This is a genomic window from Sphingobacterium sp. xlx-96 (assembly GCF_011007365.1).
GTDB classification, from domain to species: Bacteria; Bacteroidota; Bacteroidia; order Sphingobacteriales; family Sphingobacteriaceae; genus Sphingobacterium; species Sphingobacterium luzhongxinii.
Genome location: NZ_WFKM01000014.1, coordinates 37326 through 61571, shown reverse-complemented (window position 1 = coordinate 61571; position 24246 = coordinate 37326). Strand labels below are relative to the sequence as shown.

Below are 24246 nucleotides of genomic sequence, written 5' to 3'. Positions count from 1 at the left end.
AGTGCAAGACAAAAGTGTTCAACACATGCTTTTAGCGGGATTTTTCTTTGCTATTATGAATGTATGTGTCAAATATGTATCACATCTTCCAACATTGGAAGTCGTCTTCTTTCGTTCAGTTTTCAGCCTTTGTGTTACCTATTATTTACTACGTAAAAACAACATTCCTCCGCTAGGTAAAAACAAAGTAACACTAACACTACGGGGTATAGCGGGCTGTCTCGGCTTGATCGGTTCCTTCTACACCTTACAACATATCCCCTTAGCCTCAGCAGTGACGATCAACTACCTATCCCCTTTCTTTACAGCGATATTAGGAATATTTATTGTCAGACAAAAAGTAAGAGCCCTACAATTTTTATATTTTGCAATCTCTATAGCCGGTGTCATCCTATTAAAAGGATTTGACATCAGGATCAACACATTAGATCTAATCATCGGATTAAGCTCCGCCTTTTTTGCAGGCCTTGCTTATAATATGATCGCCAAAGCCAAAAACGATGAACATCCCCTCGTCATCATCTTCTATTTTCCTTTATTGACTATACCAGTAGCCGGGATATACTCCCTTTACAATTGGGTCACCCCAATAGCATTAGACTGGATTTACCTCTTATTCATTGGGATCTTTTCCCAATTGGCACAATATTACATGACATTATCCTATCAAACAGCAAATCTGGCAAAAGTAGCAAGTCTAAATTACTTAGGTGTAATTTATGCTTTAGGTTTTGGTTACATTCTCTTCGATGAAAGTTTTAATACCATGAGTTTTATTGCTATTCTCGTTATATTGACCGGCGTATTTCTTAATCTTTTTGATCAAAAAATCTTAATGAAGATACGGCCTATTAAACTGCAAAAATAAGGGGGCTTATTTGTTGTAAGCCCCTTATTTTTTACTTCACATTATAATGGTAGACAGTTCGACCGATTCTGCCGGCATTATCAATACCCTCTACCACAACTTTATATTTTCCATTACCATCTGCATTGAAATAATCCAAACTAATAGTTCCCTTCTCATCCAATAACACGTCTGGATTCCAATAAACCGTAGTTCGGTAATCATTTGTTGATTTACTTTGGTCCGTATCATACCTCGGCGTATAGAACTTACGTTCTTTAATATAGCCTAGTGGATAGAGATCAACAACATTAGATTTAGGTAATAAAGCCTCGATTTGTGCCATTGTCATACGTGGGCCCTTAGGCTTTTCTTTCTTGGTAATAATTGATACGACACCGTCATTCTGATACAATCTACTTACTGTACCCAAATCGTCGCGATTGAATATTTCAATCGCCTCGATCTCCATAGGTACTATGGAGTTCAATGTATTTTCATCAATAGGCATCCCGTTTAAAAAAAACTGTACGGGCACCCTACTGCCCTGATTATAATTTCGCGTCAAATAATATTTTAACGTTTGACTGTCGTAAGTAACCCCCGTCAACAAGGTATTCAAACACATTGTCAGCATATTACAACCATTTAAACGATCTCCTTCGATACGATGATCAGCCATAGATAATCCCGATAATGCCGAAAACTCTTTACTCGTGCGCACCTCTTTACGCGAAGCCGTTACTGTAACCTCATCAATAAGGTTAGATGTCCTGAATTCATTCTTACTGTTTGCAAGATAATCCACCATCTGTTTATCGATATTTAAGATATCATTTGCTTTATAAGGATTATTACTATCTATTTCTGGATAGAAAGACTGATCCAGATTGATCACCAAATTGCGATAATTGTCATTACTCCGAGCATTAATGGTCACTTTCACCGAATCAGGAAAATTTAAATCTTGAAATGCAAAACGGCCATCCTTGTCCGTATAGGTATCTTTTCGCAGAGCCCGTGCAGGAATAGAAAGCAACAATCCTCCATTAGGATAGGGCTTTCCAGTATTCAAGCGCAATGTTCCTGCTAATGTTATCCCCTGTTCTGGCATAAAGTTAACAGGAGGATATTTCTCTGCAACCAGTTCATCATAACTAAACCGACGAAATCCTTGCGTCATCAACAAGGCATCTAAGGCCTGCTTTCTATTGGAGACTTCTGGATCAAAATAATAGCCAGGTTTTTCAACAAATCCAGTCAAATCTGATGTCAATAATAGGCTACTTAGTATACCATTTTCTTGATGATCATCAAATGGCACTTTAGATTCATCAATAACGGCTACCGACAAAGAACTCAACAATTTTTCCGATGTACCATTACTGATATCCAACTTAACGTGCTCTTTTTTAGTATAACTTGCCTTATTAGACTTAACTTGAATAGTTAAGTTTTCAGCCAAATCATAAAACACCAAACGCTCACTCAGCGCTTTACCAGCTGGGCTCATCAACGTAAACTGAATAATACCATTAGGCAACTCTTTCACTGGAACAGACAACGCCAAGCTCGAGTTTTTCATCGTCGCCTGTGCGCCATAAATCAGCTGGCCATTCATCTGTCCAAAAATATAAAAAGGTTGATTTACAATCTTTGAAAAATAGCTCTCACTAGCTACCAAGCCTACTTGTACCGCCTCTGCATCTATTTTTGAAATCACAACATTAATACCATCAGCTTTAACCGCAGGCAGGTCAAAAGATCTTTCCGTCCCACCTTCCGGTGTAACCAAGGCTTTATATTGCTCCCCCGCAAGAGGCAATAAGTTAAAATACCCCATCCCCAATCCAAGATCAGCAAATTCTACCACCACCTTCTTTTTGCTATCGACGATCTTACCGCTTAACTTCACCCCTTTACCATTGGTACCTATAGCCTTAAAAGCTACATTTTTAGCTACTCCTTCCAAAAGATCCCCTCCCTCCGGAAAAAACTGCACATCTATTGCATCGGCCAAAGCATTCTTTAAAGGAAAGTCTCCCACCATAGATGACTCGCCCTCTACTTTGACAATCAAACGTCCCTTTTTCAACATTTCCTTGTCTTTTGATGAGAATGACAGAGTCACCCTTCCCATATCATCTGTTTCAGACTTCCCTTTATCAAACGGATCCCAACCATCAATCGCTTCCCAGGTCACCTTCTTCTTGCTCAACAATGCGCCTTTAGAATCCCTAAATTGAATAGTAGCTTTGGTCTTATTACCATCAGGGGTGTAGGTAATCTCTGTTCCCAATTTCTTATTTATAGCATCTCCTACGGTGACAACTTTATTGAAAAAGTAATTGACATCAAAATTCATCATCCATTTAGTATATCCTCTAATTCGATAATTATCCTGCTTTATAACCTGCGGATCAAGAACAAAATACCCTGCTCCACTATTATTCTTTAAAGGGATACGAAGGGTTTGAATCAAAGAATCTCTTCCATTAATCACATCCACATAAGCAATTTTACTCGGATCATAGGCAATCTGATTATGGTATAAATACGTTTTAAACCATAAGGTATCCCCCACAGCATAGTAAGGTTTATCAAAGTGTAAATGTACTTTTTCTAAGGGATATACCCCAAAGTACTTCTGTACACGCTCTACAACAGTGTTAATAGGTATTTTAGGCACTTCTTGCGCCTGCACCGCTTGAACAAATAAAAACAATAGAAATAAGGAATAAATAAGGTGTGTCTTTTTCATTTAATTAAGTTCTGTTAAACCGACTTACGGCATCATTAAAACAGGTATTCAGCTAAAGATAAAAAAATTAAATTCTATCTACTTCAAAACACCTAATTAAGCGCTTAATTTAACACATTTTTAGGTCTTATAATAGTGGCGCCATTAAGCGACATATCGAATCAGCCCCTCGTTTCCAGCGTGGACGATTTTTCCAATCTTCCAAAGTTAAAACCACACAGTCCCGCTTGTCCAGATCAAATTGTTGCTCACTTCGTAAACATAGTGAGGAGTCCGAAACGACAGCTGCAATTTCATAGTTAATATAGAAACTGCGTATATCCAGATTCACAGTCCCAATAAAAGTTAACTTTCCATCCACTGTCATCGTCTTGGCATGTAGAAAACCTTTTTGGTATAGAAGTACCTCTACACCTCTTTCCAATAGCGGTTTTAAAAAGGAAAACGAAGCATGTTGTACGAAATAGGAATCAGAGGTAGCCGGTATCATTAACTCCACCTTCACACCTGATGCCGCCGCTATAATGAGGGCCCGTTCTAATTCCTCACTCGGGATATAATAAGGTGTACAAAGCCGTACATGTTGATTCGCTTCACCAATAGCAATCAGCATAGCTTCCATGTTAAATGGACCTACAGAAGCTGGATCACTCGACACAAATCCGACTCCCGCTTCACCACTTTCCTCCCTATTCTTTCGTATCATATGCAGATACCCCTCTTCTAATAAAAAGGGAGCGCCATCCGTTTGATTCCAGGAACTCCAGAAATTTATCTGAAGCATATTAATTGCCAATCCCTCTATGCGAAGTGAAATATCCCGCCAATAAGTAGCCTTTCTATTGGCAGAAGTATTACTATATCTATCCGAAATATTGATACCACCGACGTAACCAACCACCCCATCTATCACTACGATTTTTCGGTGATTACGATAATTTGAATTAGCTAGAGAGGTAAATGTCACAGGAAGAAACGCATGGAAATCAATACCAGTGTTTTTATTCCGGCGCATATATTTAATCAAATCAGGCGAACCGAAGCTATCTACAATCAATCTAACCACAACACCTTCCGATGCCTTTTCCTCCAGGATATTCAAAATTTCGAGCCCCACATGATCAGGCTGAAAAATATAATACTCCATATGAATAGAATGCTTCGCCTGTCTTAAATCAACTTTCAAAGCTTCAAATTTTTCCTCCCCGTTAACCAAAAGCCGCACATCATTGTTCAATGTGGGAGATGACAACCGTTCTCGCTTCATCAATCGAAACACTTTAGATAAATCACCTATTTCATCATGAATATTCTGAATAAAAGATTCAATTACCGGATCCAACAATTCCCACTGCTTTTCTAAACGTCGTGCCTGCTGTTTATTAATTTTCTTTATTTTCTGAACTTTAACAAATTTTTGTCCGAAAAAATAATACAGAATAAGTCCCAAAAACGGAATGAATATAATGACGAGAATCCAAGCGATGGTTTTACTGGGATTTCGGTTTTCAATCAGAATAGCACTGATCACTCCGGTATAAAGTACCAATAGCGGAACCCAATACCAACTTAAAGCAAAATCAATAAATGGCTTTAACCCTTCCATATGCTGGATATTTGTATTTATAACTGAAATATAACAATTATTAAAAGTCTTACCAAAAAACAAAAGCCTATGGTCGACGACCATAGGCTTTTGTTTCCTTTGCAATTATTAAATCTCTCTTTCCTTATCCCAATTTTCAAGATAGTCTCCTACCCTTTTTAAAAATGTACCTCCTAATGCGCCATCAATAACGCGATGATCATACGACATCGTTAGGTACATCATGTGCCGGATAGCAATAACGTCTCCGTCTGAAGTTTCTAAAACCGCGGGTTTCTTCGTAATTGTCCCTACAGCTAGAATAGCCGCTTGCGGCTGGTTAATTATAGGCATACCAAAAATATTGCCGAAAGCACCGATATTAGTAAAGGTAAATGTCCCCCCCTGCGTATCATCGGGTTTTAATTTATTACCTCTAGCTCGATTAGCCAAATCATTAACGGCTTTACTAATCCCTACCAAACTCAGTTGATCGGCATCTTTGATTACCGGAACAATAAGATTTCCAGAAGGTAATGCAGCTGCCATCCCAATATTAATATGCTTTCTTTTGATAATATTATTCCCATCAACAGAGACATTAATCATCGGAAAATCCTTCAATGCCTTTGTTATCGCTTCAATGATCAATGGTGTAAATGTGATATTTTCACCCTCTCTCTTTTTAAAACTATCTTTAATTTTATTACGCCAATTCACTAGATTAGTCACATCAGCCTCAACCACAGAAAACACGTGCGGAGACGTACGTATACTATTCACCATATGATCTGCTATTAGCCGACGCATACGGTCCATCTCAATGATCTCATCTCCGTTTGTGGCCTTAACTACATCCACAGGTGCAGCAGCACTCCGCACTTCTGCATTCTGAACAGGCACAGAAACTGGGCCTGTAGGCATCGTGTCTTTACCGGCGGCCTTCAACCTTATATAATCCAACACATCCTGCTTCGTCACTCGTCCCTCGGATCCAGACCCAACGATCGCTTCCAACTCCTGTGCAGAAAGTCCCTCTTGTTGGGCAATACTTTTTACCAAAGGTGAATAAAAACGATCTTCCGAAGTACCTCTAGATACCGACGATGATTCTGAATCAGTACGTTCTAATATTTCAATCCCAGGAATTGGATTTTCAGACACAGAAGCTTCAAAAGTAGGAGCTACCATAGGGGCAGTATCCACCGCAGGCGCAATACTATCTTCTTCAACACTACCCTCAATTTCTAATAATGCGATAACATCACCAACCTGTACGACCTGACCTTCTTCAAATAGAATTTCTTTCAGTATACCCTGAACAGGTGAAGGAACCTCGGAGTCTACCTTATCCGTAGCAACTTCAACCACGGTATCATCTTCTTCGATACGATCCCCAACAACTTTCACCCATTTTGTCAATGTAGCTTCAGAAACACTCTCCCCCATCTTTGGAAGTACCAATTTGAATATTCCCATAATTATTTTGTGTTTTATCGTACTAAGTTAGAGAATTAGGAATGAAATCCCTAAAAACAAAATATAATATTTAAAATCATTTTAATAATGAAATTATATTTCAGGATTCAACACTATCCTGCTTATACAATTTCCACAACATATTTAAGGCTTGTCCTATACTACGTTCAATATTTATCTTTCTATCATTTCTAAAATGAAATACCTGCGTAGTAGTTCTAAACTTTCCACTTACCGCAATCCAAACTGTGCCTACCGGCTTGTCTAAAGTTCCGCCTCCAGGCCCCGCTATTCCACTCGTAGCAATACTATATTGCGCCCCACTTAATTGCTTTACCCCTTCGGCCATCTGAATAACGGTCTGTTCGCTAACAGCCCCATATTCACGCAACACTTCTTCTTCAACGCCCAATACCTGTTCTTTGATTCGATTGTGATAAGCCACAACACCACAGTCAAAAACAGCACTCGCCCCGGGTATCGCTGTGATAGAGCCCGCCAAAAGTCCACCGGTACAACTTTCGGCGATAGCTAGACGAAGCCCTGCTTGGGTAAATTCTTCAACAATAGCTTCTTCAATTGTTATATCTTTACGTGCCACCAAGTGATCGGACAAACGTATCCCGATCCGTTCTGCAAATTGATCGGTCTCTGCTTTTAAACTTTCCACATCAGTTCCAACCGCCGACAGCCGGAGTCGCACAGTACCCAATTTAGGAAGATAGGCCAATCGGATATAGGATGGCAATTCATTTTCAATATCTGCGATCTTTTCCGCCAAAAAGGACTCCCCAATTCCCATCGTAATCACATGGGCATGATAAATAGCCCCATTAGGCCTATAATTGACCAACTTCGGCATCACCCGGTTTTCCATCAAAAATTTCATTTCAAAAGGAACACCCGGTAAAAACACAAAACATTTACCTTCATGCTCGACCCACATCCCCGGTGCAGTACCTACGTCATTAAAAAGCACCTCACTACATGCCAACACATCAGCTTGTCCATAATTCATAACAGGCATAATACGCCCAGTTTTCTCAAAAATAGACTTGACATGTGACAGGACTATTTCATCCCTTACCAGAGTAGTGTTAAAAAAAGAAGCGATAGTTTCCTTGGTAACATCATCCTTAGTAGGACCTAATCCACCAGTTACTATAATTAAATCAGAACGACCTGCCGCTTCACGCAATATACCATAGATAGCATCTTTACTATCCGAAATAGATGTTATCTGTTGAATAGATATGTGTAAGGAATCCAAGAGCTGCCCAAGCCATGCTGAATTTGTATCAACAATCTGGCCCAGTAGTATCTCATCTCCTATGGTTATAATTTCAGTTTTCATAGTTACAATAAAGTTATGAAGTTATATTAAGTGATGTACGTTATGGAGACGTCTTTTATAAATTACATAACCTTTATCACCCTTTATCACCACTATAACTTTATTTTAATAAGTATAATGGCTATTACGCTTTGTTAATTTCAGATCCTGTAGTACAGAAGCTTTAGCTCTGATCGTAATATTGTAACTCTGATAACGGCCAAATGGCACCCAACCCACAGACATATCCCAACAGTGCAGATCCCGATAAATGGAGAAACGGGTCATAGATACCTCCTTTTGTTTAAAATCATATCCAGAGTTGAATTGAATTTTCCACTTGGGAGTGACATTCACATCACCGTGAAGACCCAATGTCGCCGAGTAATCGCTGCGTTGTCGACGCAGCACCGAATCAAATTTCTTGAAATACTGAAAACTAAACGATCCTGCTAAGTTCCACGGCATATTAAAGTCAACAAAAGCATTAGGGTCGGTACTGATTCGGGCCAGCGCTTCCGACTGTTCCTTCGTTATATTTGGCATACGGTTACGCATCGAATCAATATTGCCATTACGGTTCTTCGAGGCATCCGGATTAAAACTATAATCAAAAGACAAACCGAAATTCGTCAATCGAGCCAATTTACCATCTTCTATCGTAAAGCGATTTATGCGGGTATTTCTGTCATTTACTTGATAAGGATCAAAAGTTCCGTTAAAGTTCAGGTTTATTTTCTCATTAAATAGTGTCGTCCTACCCGAGAAACTGATTGTAGAGAGCTTCAAAGAGTCCGCCGCAAAATTGTAGTTACCACTAAATGTCAAGCCCTGAAGAATAGGAACTTTCTTAAAGCCTTTACCTGTAGTATCATTTTCCGTACGGATTTTAGCTTCGATATTATTATCTACCGAGAAGCCAATACCCATGGATTTACCCGAAGAAGGCCCTCCAAAAATGGCACCATCAAAGATTGAATACTCAGAAAGACGACCTGCTTGATCGATATAAGATTTATAAAAACCATATTTAGGGTCTGAAAAATCGGGTCTATAGTTAAAGTTGATCGAAGGAGTCACGACATGCCGTACAGCCTCTATCTTACCGATCTTAGGATACCTACCATACACCTTGGTCGACAAACCGCTAGAGAATGAGTAATCATAGGCTCTTCTAAATCCGGAAATTGTATCACGGATATCAACATAACCATTAATCTCGTTATCTAATCCTTTTCGGATAGTCTGCAAGTACCAACGCTCTGTATAATTCACCGAGGAGCTAAATTGAAAATATTTAAACGCATTTAAACTCAGACTGACCGGTATATTGTGTTGAAAGCCGTTTGTAAATTGCTTCAAAGCCTGCTTGGTAAAAAGCACAGAGTCACCAGTCGAAATAGAGTTTCTTCCCTGTAGACTGTACCCCACCGTAATACGTTGATACCATTTCTGCTCCCCTACCCGATCTTTGGAATCAAATGGATTAAATGTAGAAACGTTTAAGGCAAATGTCGGTAACTCTAGATCTACTTTACCTGAAGCCATATCTTGACGATGGCTCAAACTAGACGTAAAATTGACTTTACCATCGGCAAATACCTTACCATAACTGATGGATGAGGACATGTTATTACGTGTCAGCTGATCATAGTCATAGGTACTATTTGCACCCGTATTCTGAAAATAAGAAGCCGTACCAAAATTTACCGAAGCAGAAAAAGAGGTCCCTGGGTTAGCCTCTTGTCGTTGCGTATGGTTCCACGTGACATTAAAATCTTTATTACTCCCATAATTACTGGCTCCTTCTGTACCGACCTTGGTAGAAGCATAGCGAATATTAAACCCTCCACTATATTTATAGTTTACCAAATAATTCGTACGTATGGAAGACTCCCAAGAGCCTTTCGAATAAAAGCTACCACGAATCTCCGAGTCCCAGTAATCATTAAAGGTGAGATACCATCCTAAATCCCGCAAACCGAATCCCCGCGCCACGTCATCCCCAAAAGAAGGAAAGAGAAAACCAGAGGATTTTTTATCTTGCTTTGGAAAGAAACCAAATGGTAAAGCCAAAAACTTCATCGGAATTCCTTGAACGACTAAGTATGACGGCCCAGCAACAATCTGCTTATCCGTAACCACCCCTTTGGTAATATGAATACCAAAATGCGTATGAGGTTCAGGAAGATTACAGGTACTGTACAATGCCTTATGAATAGACATTTCGTCGTAGAGATTCTTTCGTAACACCTTAGCTTGGATAAATCCACCATCCACCTCAGTCATGATTCCAAACGTCTTTCCTTCCTGTGATTTGTAATTATAACGTAGAGAGTCTACGGCCTTCGGTGTATCATTTGGAAACAACACGACAGGTCGTCCCACATATTTTCCATTATGATCGACCACACCACTCGCAAAAAGCACATTTGTATTACGATCCAAACGGATATAATCGGCCGAAAGCTCGAATTCCTGATATTTAACTTTAGCACCTTTATACAGGTGAATAATATTTTTACTTACTTCATTCCAAGAAGAGTCATTGGCAACAATAGTTACTACTGTCTCCAGACCGCTATCCGTTTTCATGACAACAGTATCCTGACCACTTTTGCCCTTGAGATGATTTTTTGTGGTATCGTTGGTTATTAATGTAGTATCCTTCGCATTACTGCTTATAGGTTTCGTAGGGGTGACTTGAGAGAACACTGTAGCTGTTCCTAACCATAGGAACACAGATAAAAGTAAAATACGAGTTAGCGTTTCCAAAGTCGAAATACGAAATATTATTTTAGTCCTAAAAATAAACTATTATCGGCAAAAGTAGTCAAAATCATTAATAAAAGGTTCTTATTTTTATCATATACAATTAAACAACTATCTTTGTCAGTCCGTTATAAAATAGCTAAGACAAAAATGTAAAAAAAACACCGATGAAATTTTTAAATATTGTTAAAAAATTAAGCTTCTCTCTTTTCGCATCATCCGTACTCGTAGCATTCGTTTCCTTTACACCGGTTTCTAATGACCCTCCCGCTTCAAAAAACAAAAAAACATTCACCGTAGTGATTGATCCAGGACATGGTGGTCCTATTCCGGGAGCAGCGGGTCGAAGATCTTTAGAAAAAAATATCGTTTTAGATGTATCTAAAAAGCTTAAAAACGAACTGGAAAATAAACTAGCTATTAATGTCATTTTGACACGTAGTACCGATATAGATGTTCCATTTAAAGAGCGCTCCGAAATAGCTAATAGAAATAATGCTGATATTTTTGTATCCATCCACGCTAACTCCACCAGTCAACGGACGTCTAAAGCTAGTGGTACCGAAACTTTTGTGCTCGGGTTTCACCGGATTTCAGAGCAAGATGTAGCTATACGTGAGAATGCGGACATGTTGCTTCATAACGAAGATAACAGTGATTTGGGGGATTTCGACCCTAAAGACCCATCCAGTTATATTGTATTTAAAGTGATGCGTAGGCAATACCGTGACCGTAGCATTCGACTCGCGTCAATGATGCAACAGGAATATGTTAATTCACGACGTGTCAACAGAGGTGTTAAAGAATTAGGACTAGCCGTACTGGCCAGGGCCTCTATGCCAGCTGTGCTAACAGAAATTGGCTTTATCAACAATTCAGAAGAAGAAAACTACATGTTGTCGGATGAAGGTCAGGCCGAAATCGTGGAAAATCTATTCCAAGCAATAAAAAAATACAAAACATCTACGGAAAAATAAACATTTCTTATATTTAAAGTGTTTATAGGTTGTATTAAGCTAAACCCTTAAATTAACGTATTTTGAAGATATCAAACGAGACTAAAGTAGGCGCATTAACGGCAATAGCAATTGCCTTATTATTTATAGGATATAGTTTTCTGAGAGGAAATGATGTTTTCAGCTCAGATAATATGTTTTATACCGACTATGATAACGTCGATGGTCTCGCAACATCAAAACCCGTTATGGTAAATGGTTATCAGATCGGGCGTGTATCTCGGATGTATCTTATGGACAATGGTAAGATACGTACAGAATTCAAGATAAAAAGTGAGTACAGTATTCCTTCGAATACCATTGCTCGAATCGTTAGCGAAAGTATATTAGGAAGCAAAGTTATTGTCTTTGACTTGGGTAATAGCAGCACCATGGCTCGACATGGTGATCCTTTACAATCGGACGTACAGGCCAATCTAATGGAAAAAGTAGAGCCTCTGCAAAAGAAAATCGAGAACTTAGTCGTAAAGCTAGATTCTGTCCTCAGTGCCGTAAACACAGCCTTAGATGACGAGTTCCAACGCGATTTCAAAAACAGTCTACGTAGCATCTCGGTATCGTTGACCAATATGGAGAAAATAACGCGTGATGTTGAAAGCCTCATGGGTTCTGAACGAATTCGTTTAGCTAAAATCATGCAAAATTTAGAATCCATTACCAGCAACTTTAAAAACAATAACGAAAAGATAAATTCGATCTTGGCCAATCTTGACAATCTCTCGGACGATCTATCCAAGACCGAGATCAAGGCGACCATAGACAATGCCCATCAGGCAATGAAGGACGTTCAGGCCATAACCGGTAAAATAAATCAAGGGGAAGGATCCATCGGCTTGCTTCTCAACGACAAGCAGCTGTATGATAACCTCAATAGTGCATCGGCAAACCTGAATGAACTTGTCCATGATTTAAAAAACAATCCCGGCAAATATTTAAAGATTTCAATTTTTGGCAAGAAGGATACCAAATAATTTATTCAGAAGTTATAAAATTCGCGTATAAACGCGAATTTTATAACTCTCCTCACCCATTTAAATTTGTTATAGCGGAAATATCCCGGTTTTCGGGGAATAAAATGCGTTGTTTTTATGGATAACTTTGCTAAAACAAAAACGATAACTCAAAAGCAATGGACAACACATCGGTAAAAAACAGCGTTCAGGAAGGAAAAAACATAGCAATAATTTCCTATATCACCGTGATAGGATTAATTATAGCCTTTGTAATGAACAAAGACAAAAACAATAACTTTGCAAAATTCCATATCCGTCAAAACATAGGATTATTAATCGTGGGCCTTGTCTCTGGAACTCTACGTGTAGTTCCAGTAGCAGGAGAAACCATCGCTATGATTATCGGTACGATTTTATTAATCTTATGGATTATGGGATTAATATCTGCTTTCAACGGCAGTCAAAAAGAACTTCCATTTGTAGGTCACTTATTTCAAAAATGGTTTAGTACAATATAAAAAAATAAAGGGATCCAAAATGGATCCCTTTATTTTTTATAATGTCTCTTTGAGCCAATCAAAAAACTCACGCTGCCATACCTGCGCATTGTGTCCTGAAAGTACCCAATGATTTTCATCCGGCATATATACCAATCTACTTTTTACCCCCTTCATCTGGGCAGCCTGAAATGCTTCTAGTCCCTGTCCGATAGGTACACGATAATCCTTCCCTCCCTGAAATATCAAAATTGGTGTATTCCATTTATCGACATGTTTGATCGGATTAAAGTCGGTATACGTTTTTTCATTCTTCTTATCCCAATAGGCACCACCTAGATCGTGGTTCGCAAAGAAAAGTTCTTCCGTCGTACCATACCAAGAGGTCATATCAAACAAACCACAGTGCGAAATAAAAGATTTGAAACGTCCTTCATGAACACCGGCCAACATAAATACAGAATATCCGCCATAGCTAGCGCCAATGGCACCAATGCGGGATTTGTCTACATAGCTTTCTTTCGAAAAATCATCAATTGCGGAAAGGTAATCCCGTATAGCTTGTCCTCCCCAATCTTTCGAAATATCTTCATTCCATTTGACACCCCATCCTGGCATTCCTCTACGGTTAGGAAGGATGACAATATATCCCTGAGAGGCCATCAACTGAAAACTCCATCGAAAAGAATAGCCCTGTGTAGTTGCAGATTGAGGTCCTCCCTGACAAAACAACAATGTAGGATATTTCTTGCTAGGGTCAAAGTTTGGCGGATAAATTACCCATGAAAACAAATCCTGTCCATCGGAAGCCTTAGTAAACCTTCCTTCTACCTTCGTTTCATTCAGTCTTGCATAATGCGCATCATTGACTGTAGTCAAGGCACTCAGGTTCTTAGATTTAAAGGCATAGTGATACAACTCCGTAGCCTGCGTCATCTTCGTCGAGCTCACGACCAAACCATCTTTTAACTCCCCAACAATACCAGTGACATCAAATTGGCCGTCGCTGATCTGTTGAATCTTAGGCAATGATCTGACATTAAGATTGGCAGGGACATCAATTGAAAAAAGCTGAACCGTACCCCGGGTCGGGGCCACAAAGAAAATTTTTCGGTTATCTTTACTCCAGACAAAAGAGTTCACAGTTCCATCCCAATGCGCTGTAAGATTTACTTTCTGCGATGATGATGGATCTAATAGGACAATATCATTTTTATCAGCCTCATATCCATCCGTACGCATACTCAACCAAGAAAGGCGTTTACCATCAGGGCTAAACACCGGATTATTATCATACCCCAACATACCTTCGGTCATATTTTTAGTTTGACCCGTAGCGATATCGTATCGGTATATGTCCGTATTTGTACTGGTAGCGTACTCCTTTCCGAACTTCTTCTTGCATACGTACAAAACAGATTTTCCATCAGGGCTCCAGGTAAAATCTTCCACACCACCAAAAGGTACAGTAGGACTGTAATAAGGTTCATCCTTCAACAGATCTACAGGTTCACCGATCTTACCATCAGAGTAACTAGCAATGAACGGATGATTAAAACGACCATCATTAAAACTATCCCAATGTCTGTAATCCAGATTGTCATAAACATAGATATTTGATTTTGATAGATCCTTATACTTGTCAGTGCTATGATAACTTTTGATCAACACAGACTTACTGAACAGGATATATTTTCCATCCGGTGAAAATTTGACATTCTCCAATCCACCTTCCACATCCGTCAACTGTACTGCATTCCCCCCTTGTAGACTTTTTCTCCAGATCTGACCTTTAAAGGTATAGATCACATCGCCATTGGCAGCAATCGTCAATACAGATTCAGCACCAGTGTCTACAGTAAACTGTTTAACAGATTTGTCGGTCAAAGAAAGAGCAAAGAGATTCTTTTCAGATTTGTTATCTTTCAATGAATAATAGGACACTCCGTACAGCAATGTCTTACCATCGGGACTCAAGCCTTCTGCAGACACACGTCCCAATTCCCACAAATCCATTGCGGTCATATTTTTCTTTCCAAACGATTCCTGTACTTTGGTGGTGATTAGCGATTTATCAAATTCAACTTCTGGCTTTTTTTGTGCTACAGCAGTCACACTTATAAGCAACCCTGCAGCCAACATGGATAATTTGTTCATAACCTTTTCTAATAAGCAAAGGTGCAAGATAAGAAATTATCCCAAGAGTAGTCCAACGGGCGTAAACCACAACTTTAAAATGGGATATAAAGATGCCTTAAAATTAACATGAGGAAGATAGACTTTGATTTATATCATTTGGATAAATTGTTGTAAAATTTTGGTGTCAATAACAAAATAACTTTCATGGCCTTGGAAACAAACGCTTACAAAAAAACGGGCCACTCTTGAGAGAAGTGACCCGTCCATCCATTAATTGAGGTATATGATTAGGTAGTTGTGTACGTTAATATCCAAATATTTCTTGTAAGGATAGCTTCCTGACCTTACCTAGGCTATCCAGATCTTCCTTTTTGAGGCTTGACTCATCAGCTACTATACAATAAATATAAGGTTTTTTGCTAAACTCCTTGCTATGAAAAGCTTTGACATCAGCAAACGTCAACACTGGAATCTTTTCATAAACGGTCTTACGAATATCGGTTTGATTTCCCAGACGCTCTGCGGCAAGATAACTATTCAGAATCCCCGTATTCGTAACACGCTCGCTTGCTATGGACTTCATCAGACTCAGCTTGGCTGTTTCGAACGATTTCGAAGACTCGGGCAATACATTAATAAGCTCGTTCATACCTAATATTGCATCCATGAATTTGTCGGACTGTGTACCGATATAAGCACCAATAGTGTAGTGATTTTCCTTTTTATAAGGTTGACCATAAAAAGCATAAGTCGAATATGCCAACGCCTTAGACTCCCGAATAGTCTGAAACACAATACTCCCCATTCCACCACCAAAGTATGTATTAAATAAAGATACGGTAGGTGTCAAAGCCGTATTATAGCTATCCGAATTTCTAAACCAGAAGATTTCTGCCTGCTTCATATTATAGTTAGAAATTAAAACCTGATTTTCGTTTGTAGGCAACTCTTTGAAAGATGCTCCCACAGGAATAGCCGTAAATGCACCTTTACCATTTTTTAACGCTGGTAAAACCGCTATCATCTGCGCCACTTTCTTAGGTCCGAAATAAAGCACACTGTGCTTGGTCTGTGCCAAATCATGCAATACCTTAACTAGGTCATCCGCCTTCAGTTGATCAAGCTCTGCATCGGTAAAAGTATAATTGAATGGATTTTTTGCACCATATTTTGCATAAGCTTTTAAGCCGTCCATAATAGCTCCTTTATTTTCCTTCGCATTGATACGCGTTTTTTTCAAACGCGCGATATACGCTTCAAAAGCTTCTTGATCGGCTACGCAATTTTTCAAGAGATCCTGAATCAGCTGTACCGAGGGGCCAAAATTACGGTCTAAACCAGCGATAGATACAGTGGTCTCTTCATTCCCGGCAGAAACAGAAAAATCTGTCGCTAGCTTATAAAAAGCTTTACTGAACTGTTCACTACTCTTATCTTTCGTCCCTAAGAACTCAAAATAACCGGCTGCCAATCCTAACAGTCTATTGTTCCACTTACCTAAAGGAAAACGATATACCAGGCTAAACAATTCATTATCCTTATTCTCTACAGCTAACACGTCTACCCCATAAACCGAAGACTTTTGAATGTCTTTGTTATAGTCCAACCACACCGGTTTGATCTCTTCCTCAGGCATCGCATTCATTTTAGTCAAAAATTCAGATTGGGCCTCACGATTGACAGTAACTGGCGTAATCTCTGGCTTGATCACTTTCACGACATTCTCATCCACCCCTTGACGTTTATAGATGGCAACATAGTTTTGATTACTCAGATACTTGTTTGCAAAATCAACAATATCCTTTTTCGTTACCGTCGCTAACCAATCTGTATTGCGTAACTCATTCGACCAATCCAATTCAGAAGTAAACGCCCCCATCAGTTCCTCGGCCCTGTCTTGGTAGCTTTCGTTTCGGGCGATTTGTGCTTTTCGTTCATTATTCACAATAGATGTGATTAAATCTTCCGAGAATTCTCCTTTACGTAGTTTTGCTAATTCAGCCAATAACAATTCCTTGACTTGATCCAAAGACTGTCCTTGCGATGGATTTCCTTGAAGAATCAACATCGAATAGTCTTTTAAGATATAAGGGAATGCGCCTGCGCCCAATAACTTTTGAGATTTCACTAAGTCCAAATCAATTAATCCTGCAGACCCGTTGGTAAGGATGCTTCCTAAAAGATTTAACATTTGTGCATCTTTGCTAGCGGCGCCAGGAAATCTAAATCCCAGGAATAAAAACTCGGCATTGGGTCCTTTTACTTCCTTTAATATAGGACTACTGATCGGCTTTTCTGGATCAAAAGTATAAGGCGGCACCTCTTTAGCTTTCATATAAGAGAATGCTGCTTCTATTTTTTTGATCATTACGTTAGGGTCGAAATCTCCAGACATAATAACCCCCATATTATTCGGGACGTAATAGGTCTCAAAATAAGCTCGAATCGCTTTTAATGATGGATTTTTAAGATGCTCAACTGTTCCTATAACGGTCTGTTGCCCATAATTATTAGTTGGAAATAATCCCTCAAACATCGCCTCGATGGCTTTATGGTTGTCTGTATCCAAACCAATGTTCTTTTCTTCATAGACAGCTTCTAACTCGGTATGAAACAAGCGAAAAACCGGACTTTTAAATCGTTCGGCCTGCACTGCAAGAAACTTATCAACAACATTATTGGGAATATCTTCTATATAAACTGTCTGCTCAAAGGATGTAAAAGCGTTTGTACCCTCAGCGCCCATATGGCTCATAAGCTTATCGTATTCGTTGGCGATAGCATACTTCGCGGCCTCTCCAGATACAGCATCTATTTCTTTATAAATAGCCTTACGCTTCACTTCGTCTTTTGTCGAGTTGTAGGATTCGTATAAACCATCAATTTTATCCAAAAGAGGCTTTTCCTTGGCCCAATCTAATGACCCGTATTGCTCCGTTCCTTTAAACAACAAATGTTCGAGATAATGCGCCAATCCAGTATGGTCTTTGGGATCTGTCTTACTACCTGCTTTAGTAGCGATATACGTTTGAATCCGAGGTTGCTTATTACTAGGACTCAAAATAACAGTCAATCCATTTTGGAGTGTGTAGAACCTGGAGTGTGTAGGATCATTTGACACATACTTGTAGGAATATCCCTCTTCTGATGCCTGTTTCCACTCGTAACTCGTTTGTTGCGCCTTTCCACTTCCAACAGAAGCAAGCAAAAACGCAAACACATAAAAAACTTTAGCTTTCTTCATATTTGTACTTAGCTGAGTTTACATACGCCAAATCGGCCTTCGTGGAGATTTGCGGGTTATGATCAAATTTAAGTTTAATATCATTTACTTCAGCTAAGATGATGATTTTTCGTAAATTTTTCGGCAAAACCCTTAAATCACACAAAAAAAATTAAAAAAATTCTTTTTTAAAGCAATATTTCGTGACTTATTCAGAAACAAACATGAGCAATGCTCGCTAAAACTATATTGCTTTAAAATTAAACTATAAGAGATTAATAAGTTTGTCACTAGTTATATAATAATAGAGATTTTATAGTGTATAAATAGAGGTTTTATAGAGGGTTCATAGAGGTAAATCACTATGAATACACTAGATTCACTCTATGATATTTCAATATAACCATAACTATATGTATATTTAGTAATAATTAATTATAAACTAACACCGGATATGTTTCGAGCGCGGTCTGGATTAGACAATCTTAAAACCAAAAAAAGATGGCAATACTAAAAGACGGAATCAATGGTCCATTCTCCGGAAAAGTAGGAAGTGTTGTAGGTTACGAATTAAATGGGCAGGCAATTATTCGTGGGCTTCCTAATTATGTAAAGCGTAAACCAAGTCCCTTGGCGCTAATAAACCGTAATCGGATGAAGGCCGTATCGAAGTTTTTAGCTCCGATCAATGAGACTATCAAGTTCGGTTATAAGAATTTGGCACCTCCGGGGAGCCGTATCGGAGCTTTTCAAAAGGCACAATCTTATATTTTTAAAACAGCGCTAGAATACAATGAGGATACTATTCCGTATGTCAACCCAGAAAAAGTATTGGTTTTCAGGGGAAATCTCCAGATTCCGATTGTCACTTCATTAAATAGAAATAAGAATAAATTGACAATAGCATGGGAGGCGCAGCGATATCAGGATAAGCACTACAACATACTGTTATTGGCATATGATATCGAAAAAGAGGTTAGTATTTATGACGGAGGAGCAAGCACTATTAGTGGACAACTGGAATGGCAGTTACCCGAACACTTTAGTAAAATAGAACAACTGCATATTTACTTTGGCGTATTAGACATGTTCACCGGAGAAATGTCCGACTCGGTGTACGCAGGCTGCATATAAATCAGTTCCGATTAAAAGCGTCTAATTAGCATCAAGATGTATGTTAAATACATCTTGATGCCTTGTGTTCCTAATCTCATTGCTTATCAAACTGATACCAGTTTATCTTGGTCGAGATACGCATCAGAATCGCAAGGATGATAAATATGCCTATTGTCCCTACGATCAACGAATAATCCCGGAGTTGCATCAAAACGAATATAAACCCATAGAACAAACCAAGAATTCCCATGAATAATAAAGCTGTCCGATTGTCTTTCGTTATCATCTTAATGAATGAAGCAATCAATCCGACGGTAGCAATTGCTGCTAAAAGATAGGCGACATTGAATCCCATATGCTCGGATATGGCTAATAACAACGAGTAGAATAGAACCATGGCCGCTCCAATAAGGATATACTGAATCAGGTGGATACGTTGCTTTTTTATTATCTCCGTAAAGAAAAGGGAGGCAAAGGTGAGTACGATTACTAAAATTCCGTATTTCGCAACGCGAGTTGTCTTTTGATAATTATTAACCTCAGGCAGAAAATTAATCTGCACCATATCCATATCTGTAGCAGCTTCTATACTCGTACTTGCAGCAGCTACTGCGGAAGCCGCAGCATCAGCTGTCCCTACATAAGTATCAAAGTCAGCGTCCGCTAGGGACATCCCAGAAAATCTATATAGCCGAGTATTCGCTCCAGACCATTGCTGAGGAACCTTTCTTCCAAAACTCGGAATATTCCATGAAGCATTAAAATCTTTATCCGATACCTCGCGTGCTTCAGGAAGATAAGCACCATTAAAGCTAGGATTTCCCCAACTTCCTTTCGCTTGTATCAGATTATGATTAGCTAATGGTAAAAAATTAACAGATTTTGAACCTCTTAACTTTACTTTAATCTGAAAGTCTGATTTTGTATCATCTATGTTAGCTAAAGGAACACTGGTTGTCATATTATTATTGAACAAATCAAAGTCCTTTACATTCATAGCTAATGTCAGCTTATCGTTGCCCCACATCACTGCAGGGTTAGAAGACAATCCTTTTACATCCTGTATACCAAATACTAACTGCGCCTCTTTCCACTTTATCTTATCCAACTCCACTGGCAGCTGTTTTGAATCAAACCCGTCAAAAGTTCCCTTTAGAGTAAGTTCCGAATTGTAGACTACTGATTGATAAATACCTCGCTTTAAACTTTCCGGTTTAATTTCTGTCGTTATTTGCGTATTACCAGGTAGCAGAAAGACCCAATCCCTATTAATTTGCTGGACTGTGTAATCTTTGCCCTTACTATCTTTTTCAATGACTTCACTTAGATATTCATAAGGCACTGCCAGTACTGGACTGGATACGACCTGATCTCTACCCCATTTGGCAGCGATTTCCGACGATACCTGCTGTTCCCTATTCTTTCGTTCACTGACCAGATCGTCTATCAATGACATCGGTATCATCATAATTAAAACCAAAATAAAGATGACGAAGAGTTTCAAGATAATTGAATTGCTAATACGTTCGAAGATTGTCATACTTGAACTCGGCAATTGTGGAGGTTTTTGTGATTCATTTTCCATGATTGTTGCTTTTTGTGTGATTAATTATATATTTTTCCTCTTTTATCTGCTTGTACTTATAATTGCAAACTTTCTGTTTAAAGAGAAAGAAAGTACTTTGGTTTTCAAAGTTGATAGGCAAAAAAAAGACCTAGTACTGCTGCTTTATCAAATTTTCTAACGCTGTTAAGTGATTTTCGAAAGCTCTTTGCCCCTTATCAGTCCTAATATATTTCGTATTAGGCTTTCTATCCACAAAACTCTTTTCGACCGTCAAATAGCCTTCCTTTTCTAAACTTTTAAGATTGGACGCTAGATTACCATCTGTCACCTGTAACAGCTCTTTCAGAGAATTGAAATCGTAATACTCGTTCGCAACCAATACGCCCATGATCTGCAAACGAACACGGTTCTCTAATACTTTATCATATAGGGATAAATCTAAACTCACTTTTCGTAACGTTGATGAACAATAACGCCATAAATAATATGCAATACGCCGAAACCTATCGCCCAAAACCAAAGACCATAACCAGGAAAGCATAGTGCTAGTAATCCCAAAAGAATATCCATAATACCTAGCCATCTCGCCTCTTTAAAGGTAAAGGTGCTGGCTGCGCTTAAAGCTAAACCGTAAAAAATAAGCAGTGAGGACGCAACCATACCGTAATCTCCTCTATACACAAGTATAATAGAAAGTATTCCGCCAGTTAGCAAAGGTACCAGCATCGTAGCCAATAATGCTTTGCTGGTGGCATTCCAAATCGCTTGCTTGTTCTTCTTCGCTTTGTGCTTGGCCATTAGGAATCCTGTCACAACAGAACACAGCAGCACGAGCGCTGCAATAAGGATCAACTTATTTATAATACCGTAATCCGTTATATAATTATCTCTATACCTAAAATCACTACGAACACCATATACAGTAATATAACCGAAAAATGCCCCTATTAAGGCATAACTTCCAATAAGAATACCAGAAAGTCCACTTATGGACATAAACTTCGATGATCGCTCCATCAGAGAGCGAATCTGTCCTATTTCCTTAATTATATCTTGACGCCCCATAAAAGTACTTTGATATTCAAAGTAACATAGAAAATATCAATGCTGCAAATATTTTTTTCGAAAAAAAGCGCGATCCCTCAATAAATCCTTTCCACTAGACGTTCTTCTTATCCCCCATAAATACATATATCTCCCCCTTTTTACCCATTATTCCTCTTGATTCTTCTCGAAATGAAATTTCAGTTTGATTTTTTTTAAAAAAAATCAAACTGAATCATAGGCTGTTATCTAAAATAAATATTATTTACAGTGTTTTTTTATAAAAAAGGCTTGACAAATATCGTTTTGAGTTCTATCTTTGTAGCACAAAAGAAATCCTAACTGCGGAAGTGGCGTAATTGGTAGCCGCACCAGACTTAGGATCTGGCGCCGCAAGGCGTGGGGGTTCGAGTCCCTTCTTCCGCACTTGATATCCTCCCGACCAAAAGACATCGGGAGGATTTTTTTTATAATGCGAAAATAACGCTTAAGAGAAGTATGAACATTTCACATCAGAAAACCGATGACATCAGCGCTAAAATTACCGTTGATTTAGCACCAGAAGATTATAATCCAGCAGTCGACAAAGCGATTAAAGATCAAGCAAAAAAAGCAAAATTACCTGGTTTCCGTCCTGGATTGGTTCCTGTCGGCCATATCAGACGTACCTATGGTAAAGCTATCTTGTTGGATGAAATCAACCGCGTTGTAAATGAAAAAATCTCCGCATATATTACAGAGCAAAAACTAGAAGTACTAGGCCAGCCTCTTCCTGTAGAAGGCGAAGATGACACCAAATACAATTGGGATTTTAAAGATACGTTCAATTTCAATTACGAAATCGGTCTTGCTCCTATTTTCGACATTCCTTTCTCTGGAGAAACTGAATTTACAGAGTATGATATTAAGGCTGACGAAGCGACTTTGCTAGAACGTACTAAAAACCTACGTCGTAGCTATGGAAAAATGACCAATCCAGAAGTATCTGAAGAAGGTGATGTATTGTACGCTACTTTAAAACAGGAAAAAGAAGAGGGTATCGAAAAAACAACTTCAATCCGTACAGATATAATTGAAGACGCTAAAATCAAGAAATCTCTTGTAGGCTTAAAGAAAGATGATAGCGTAAAAATCGATATTAAAAAGGCATTTAAAGTCGCTGATATCGCACGTATCCTTGGTATTACAGAAGAAGAAACTGAAAACCTTGACGTTACTAATTTTGAACTTACTGTTCAAAACATTAACCGTCTTGAAGAAGCAGATTTGAACCAGGAGTTCTTTGATAAATTGTTCCCTGCTGGAGAAGTAACTACAGAAGAACAATTTAATGAAAAGGTTAAAGAAGAAGTAGAAAACTTATTCAAACAGAACTCTGCACAAAAGTTACGTAATGATATGTATACTTTTGGTATGGATAAAGTAGAAGCTAAATTCCCTGAGGAATTCTTAAAAAGATGGCTACAGGCTACAAACCCGAACCTCTCTCCAGCAGAAATCGAAGAAGGTTTTGCAGACTTCTTGAATAACCTGAAATGGACAATTATCGAAAACCGTATTGTTACAGCGAATAATCTTGAGGTTAAATATGATGAGGTCGTTGATCTAGCGAAAGAGCGTATCTACGGACAGATCAAAATGTACAACATCAACGAAGAGCCTACTGACGAACAATTAGGTCAGTTTGCAATGCAACTTCTATCTGACAGAGAGCAGGCAAACCGCTTATTCGAAGAAGTGAAAGCTCTTAAAGTGTTTGATCATCTAAAAACAACTGTTAAGACAAAATCTAAAAAAATAGATTACGATAAATTCGAGAAATTAGAAGAGAAATAGTAATCTTTACATATAAAAAAAGGGTTAACAGTTATATGTTAACCCTTTTTTTTTGTGAGAGTATCCGTTTTAAAGGAC

General features: G+C 38.6%; 16 protein-coding genes and 1 tRNA gene. 7 read left to right on the top strand and 10 right to left on the bottom strand.

The features are described from left to right. Window positions 1–25: 25 nt before the first annotated feature. Window positions 26–868: a DMT family transporter gene (locus G7B20_RS17180; RefSeq protein ID WP_164112657.1), complete on the top strand. Its 843-nt coding sequence runs from the start codon at window positions 26–28 to the stop codon at window positions 866–868. A 31-nt stretch (window positions 869–899) separates the two neighbouring features. On the opposite strand, the gene G7B20_RS17175 is transcribed toward G7B20_RS17180, so the two are convergent. The 5 genes from G7B20_RS17175 to G7B20_RS17155 all read right to left on the bottom strand — a co-directional run bounded on the left by G7B20_RS17175 (window position 900) and on the right by G7B20_RS17155 (window position 10780). Further along, a complete protein-coding gene (locus G7B20_RS17175) occupies window positions 900–3608 on the bottom strand; it encodes a carboxypeptidase regulatory-like domain-containing protein (protein ID WP_164112656.1) in 2709 nt (902 codons plus the stop codon). Window positions 3609–3735: 127 nt separating this feature from the next. After that, a complete protein-coding gene (gene cls / locus G7B20_RS17170) occupies window positions 3736–5214 on the bottom strand; it encodes a cardiolipin synthase (RefSeq protein WP_164112655.1) in 1479 nt (492 codons plus the stop codon). A gap of 108 nt (window positions 5215–5322) precedes the next feature. Beyond that, window positions 5323–6672 carry a dihydrolipoamide acetyltransferase family protein gene (locus tag G7B20_RS17165; RefSeq protein ID WP_164112654.1) on the bottom strand — a complete coding sequence of 450 codons (1350 nt, stop codon included), beginning with the start codon at window positions 6670–6672 and terminating at the stop codon, window positions 5323–5325. A gap of 100 nt (window positions 6673–6772) precedes the next feature. Further along, complete coding sequence (locus tag G7B20_RS17160) at window positions 6773–8026, bottom strand: competence/damage-inducible protein A (protein ID WP_164112653.1); 1254 nt, start codon at window positions 8024–8026, stop codon at window positions 6773–6775. Between the two features lie 105 nt (window positions 8027–8131). After that, complete coding sequence (locus G7B20_RS17155; RefSeq protein ID WP_240466035.1) at window positions 8132–10780, bottom strand: putative LPS assembly protein LptD; 2649 nt, start codon at window positions 10778–10780, stop codon at window positions 8132–8134. A 164-nt stretch (window positions 10781–10944) separates the two neighbouring features. Here G7B20_RS17155 and G7B20_RS17150 point away from each other — a divergent pair, with 164 nt between their 5' ends. The 3 genes from G7B20_RS17150 to G7B20_RS17140 all read left to right on the top strand — a co-directional run bounded on the left by G7B20_RS17150 (window position 10945) and on the right by G7B20_RS17140 (window position 13264). Next, window positions 10945–11754: an N-acetylmuramoyl-L-alanine amidase gene (locus tag G7B20_RS17150; protein ID WP_164112652.1), complete on the top strand. Its 810-nt coding sequence runs from the start codon at window positions 10945–10947 to the stop codon at window positions 11752–11754. 62 nt (window positions 11755–11816) lie between these two features. After that, on the top strand, window positions 11817–12764 hold the full coding sequence (locus G7B20_RS17145; protein WP_164112651.1) for an MlaD family protein: 948 nt from the start codon (window positions 11817–11819) through the stop codon (window positions 12762–12764). Window positions 12765–12922: 158 nt separating this feature from the next. Continuing rightward, entirely contained in the window at window positions 12923–13264 is a 342-nt protein-coding gene (locus G7B20_RS17140; RefSeq protein WP_164112650.1) for a DUF4870 domain-containing protein, read from the top strand. Window positions 13265–13300: 36 nt separating this feature from the next. Here G7B20_RS17140 and G7B20_RS17135 read toward each other — a convergent pair whose 3' ends face one another. Together G7B20_RS17135 and G7B20_RS17130 are read right to left on the bottom strand one after the other, a co-directional pair. Then, window positions 13301–15400, bottom strand: coding sequence for a S9 family peptidase (locus tag G7B20_RS17135; protein WP_164112649.1), 2100 nt, complete (start codon window positions 15398–15400; stop codon window positions 13301–13303). Window positions 15401–15686: 286 nt separating this feature from the next. Continuing rightward, window positions 15687–18626, bottom strand: coding sequence for a M16 family metallopeptidase (locus G7B20_RS17130; RefSeq protein ID WP_164112648.1), 2940 nt, complete (start codon window positions 18624–18626; stop codon window positions 15687–15689). Window positions 18627–19106: 480 nt separating this feature from the next. On the opposite strand from G7B20_RS17130, the gene G7B20_RS17125 reads away from it, so the two are divergent. Next, on the top strand, window positions 19107–19739 hold the full coding sequence (locus G7B20_RS17125) for a DUF6266 family protein (RefSeq protein WP_164112647.1): 633 nt from the start codon (window positions 19107–19109) through the stop codon (window positions 19737–19739). 76 nt (window positions 19740–19815) lie between these two features. On the opposite strand, the gene creD is transcribed toward G7B20_RS17125, so the two are convergent. From creD to G7B20_RS17110, 3 genes are all read right to left on the bottom strand, one after another. After that, window positions 19816–21306, bottom strand: a complete 1491-nt coding sequence (gene creD / locus G7B20_RS17120; RefSeq protein WP_240452781.1) for a cell envelope integrity protein CreD — start codon at window positions 21304–21306, stop codon at window positions 19816–19818. A gap of 130 nt (window positions 21307–21436) precedes the next feature. After that, entirely contained in the window at window positions 21437–21736 is a 300-nt protein-coding gene (locus tag G7B20_RS17115; RefSeq protein WP_164112646.1) for a winged helix-turn-helix domain-containing protein, read from the bottom strand. Next, complete coding sequence (locus G7B20_RS17110; protein ID WP_164112645.1) at window positions 21733–22353, bottom strand: hypothetical protein; 621 nt, start codon at window positions 22351–22353, stop codon at window positions 21733–21735. The genes G7B20_RS17115 and G7B20_RS17110 overlap by 4 nt, the downstream gene beginning before the upstream one ends. Window positions 22354–22676: 323 nt before the next feature. On the opposite strand from G7B20_RS17110, the gene G7B20_RS17105 reads away from it, so the two are divergent. Together G7B20_RS17105 and G7B20_RS17100 are read left to right on the top strand one after the other, a co-directional pair. Continuing rightward, window positions 22677–22758 (top strand) — tRNA-Leu (locus G7B20_RS17105). A 72-nt stretch (window positions 22759–22830) separates the two neighbouring features. Next, window positions 22831–24168 carry a trigger factor gene (locus tag G7B20_RS17100; RefSeq protein WP_164112644.1) on the top strand — a complete coding sequence of 446 codons (1338 nt, stop codon included), beginning with the start codon at window positions 22831–22833 and terminating at the stop codon, window positions 24166–24168. Window positions 24169–24246: the final 78 nt, after the last annotated feature.

Coding starts and splice junctions, on each gene's coding strand:
- G7B20_RS17180 (WP_164112657.1), top strand. CDS start 26: ATGCTTTTAGCGGGATTTTTCTTTGCTATTATGAATGTATGTGTCAAA.
- G7B20_RS17175 (WP_164112656.1), bottom strand. CDS start 3,608: ATGAAAAAGACACACCTTATTTATTCCTTATTTCTATTGTTTTTATTT.
- cls (WP_164112655.1), bottom strand. CDS start 5,214: ATGGAAGGGTTAAAGCCATTTATTGATTTTGCTTTAAGTTGGTATTGG.
- G7B20_RS17165 (WP_164112654.1), bottom strand. CDS start 6,672: ATGGGAATATTCAAATTGGTACTTCCAAAGATGGGGGAGAGTGTTTCT.
- G7B20_RS17160 (WP_164112653.1), bottom strand. CDS start 8,026: ATGAAAACTGAAATTATAACCATAGGAGATGAGATACTACTGGGCCAG.
- G7B20_RS17150 (WP_164112652.1), top strand. CDS start 10,945: ATGAAATTTTTAAATATTGTTAAAAAATTAAGCTTCTCTCTTTTCGCA.
- G7B20_RS17140 (WP_164112650.1), top strand. CDS start 12,923: ATGGACAACACATCGGTAAAAAACAGCGTTCAGGAAGGAAAAAACATA.
- G7B20_RS17135 (WP_164112649.1), bottom strand. CDS start 15,400: ATGAACAAATTATCCATGTTGGCTGCAGGGTTGCTTATAAGTGTGACT.
- G7B20_RS17130 (WP_164112648.1), bottom strand. CDS start 18,626: ATGAAGAAAGCTAAAGTTTTTTATGTGTTTGCGTTTTTGCTTGCTTCT.
- G7B20_RS17125 (WP_164112647.1), top strand. CDS start 19,107: ATGGCAATACTAAAAGACGGAATCAATGGTCCATTCTCCGGAAAAGTA.
- creD (WP_240452781.1), bottom strand. CDS start 21,306: ATGGAAAATGAATCACAAAAACCTCCACAATTGCCGAGTTCAAGTATG.
- G7B20_RS17110 (WP_164112645.1), bottom strand. CDS start 22,353: ATGGGGCGTCAAGATATAATTAAGGAAATAGGACAGATTCGCTCTCTG.
- G7B20_RS17100 (WP_164112644.1), top strand. CDS start 22,831: ATGAACATTTCACATCAGAAAACCGATGACATCAGCGCTAAAATTACC.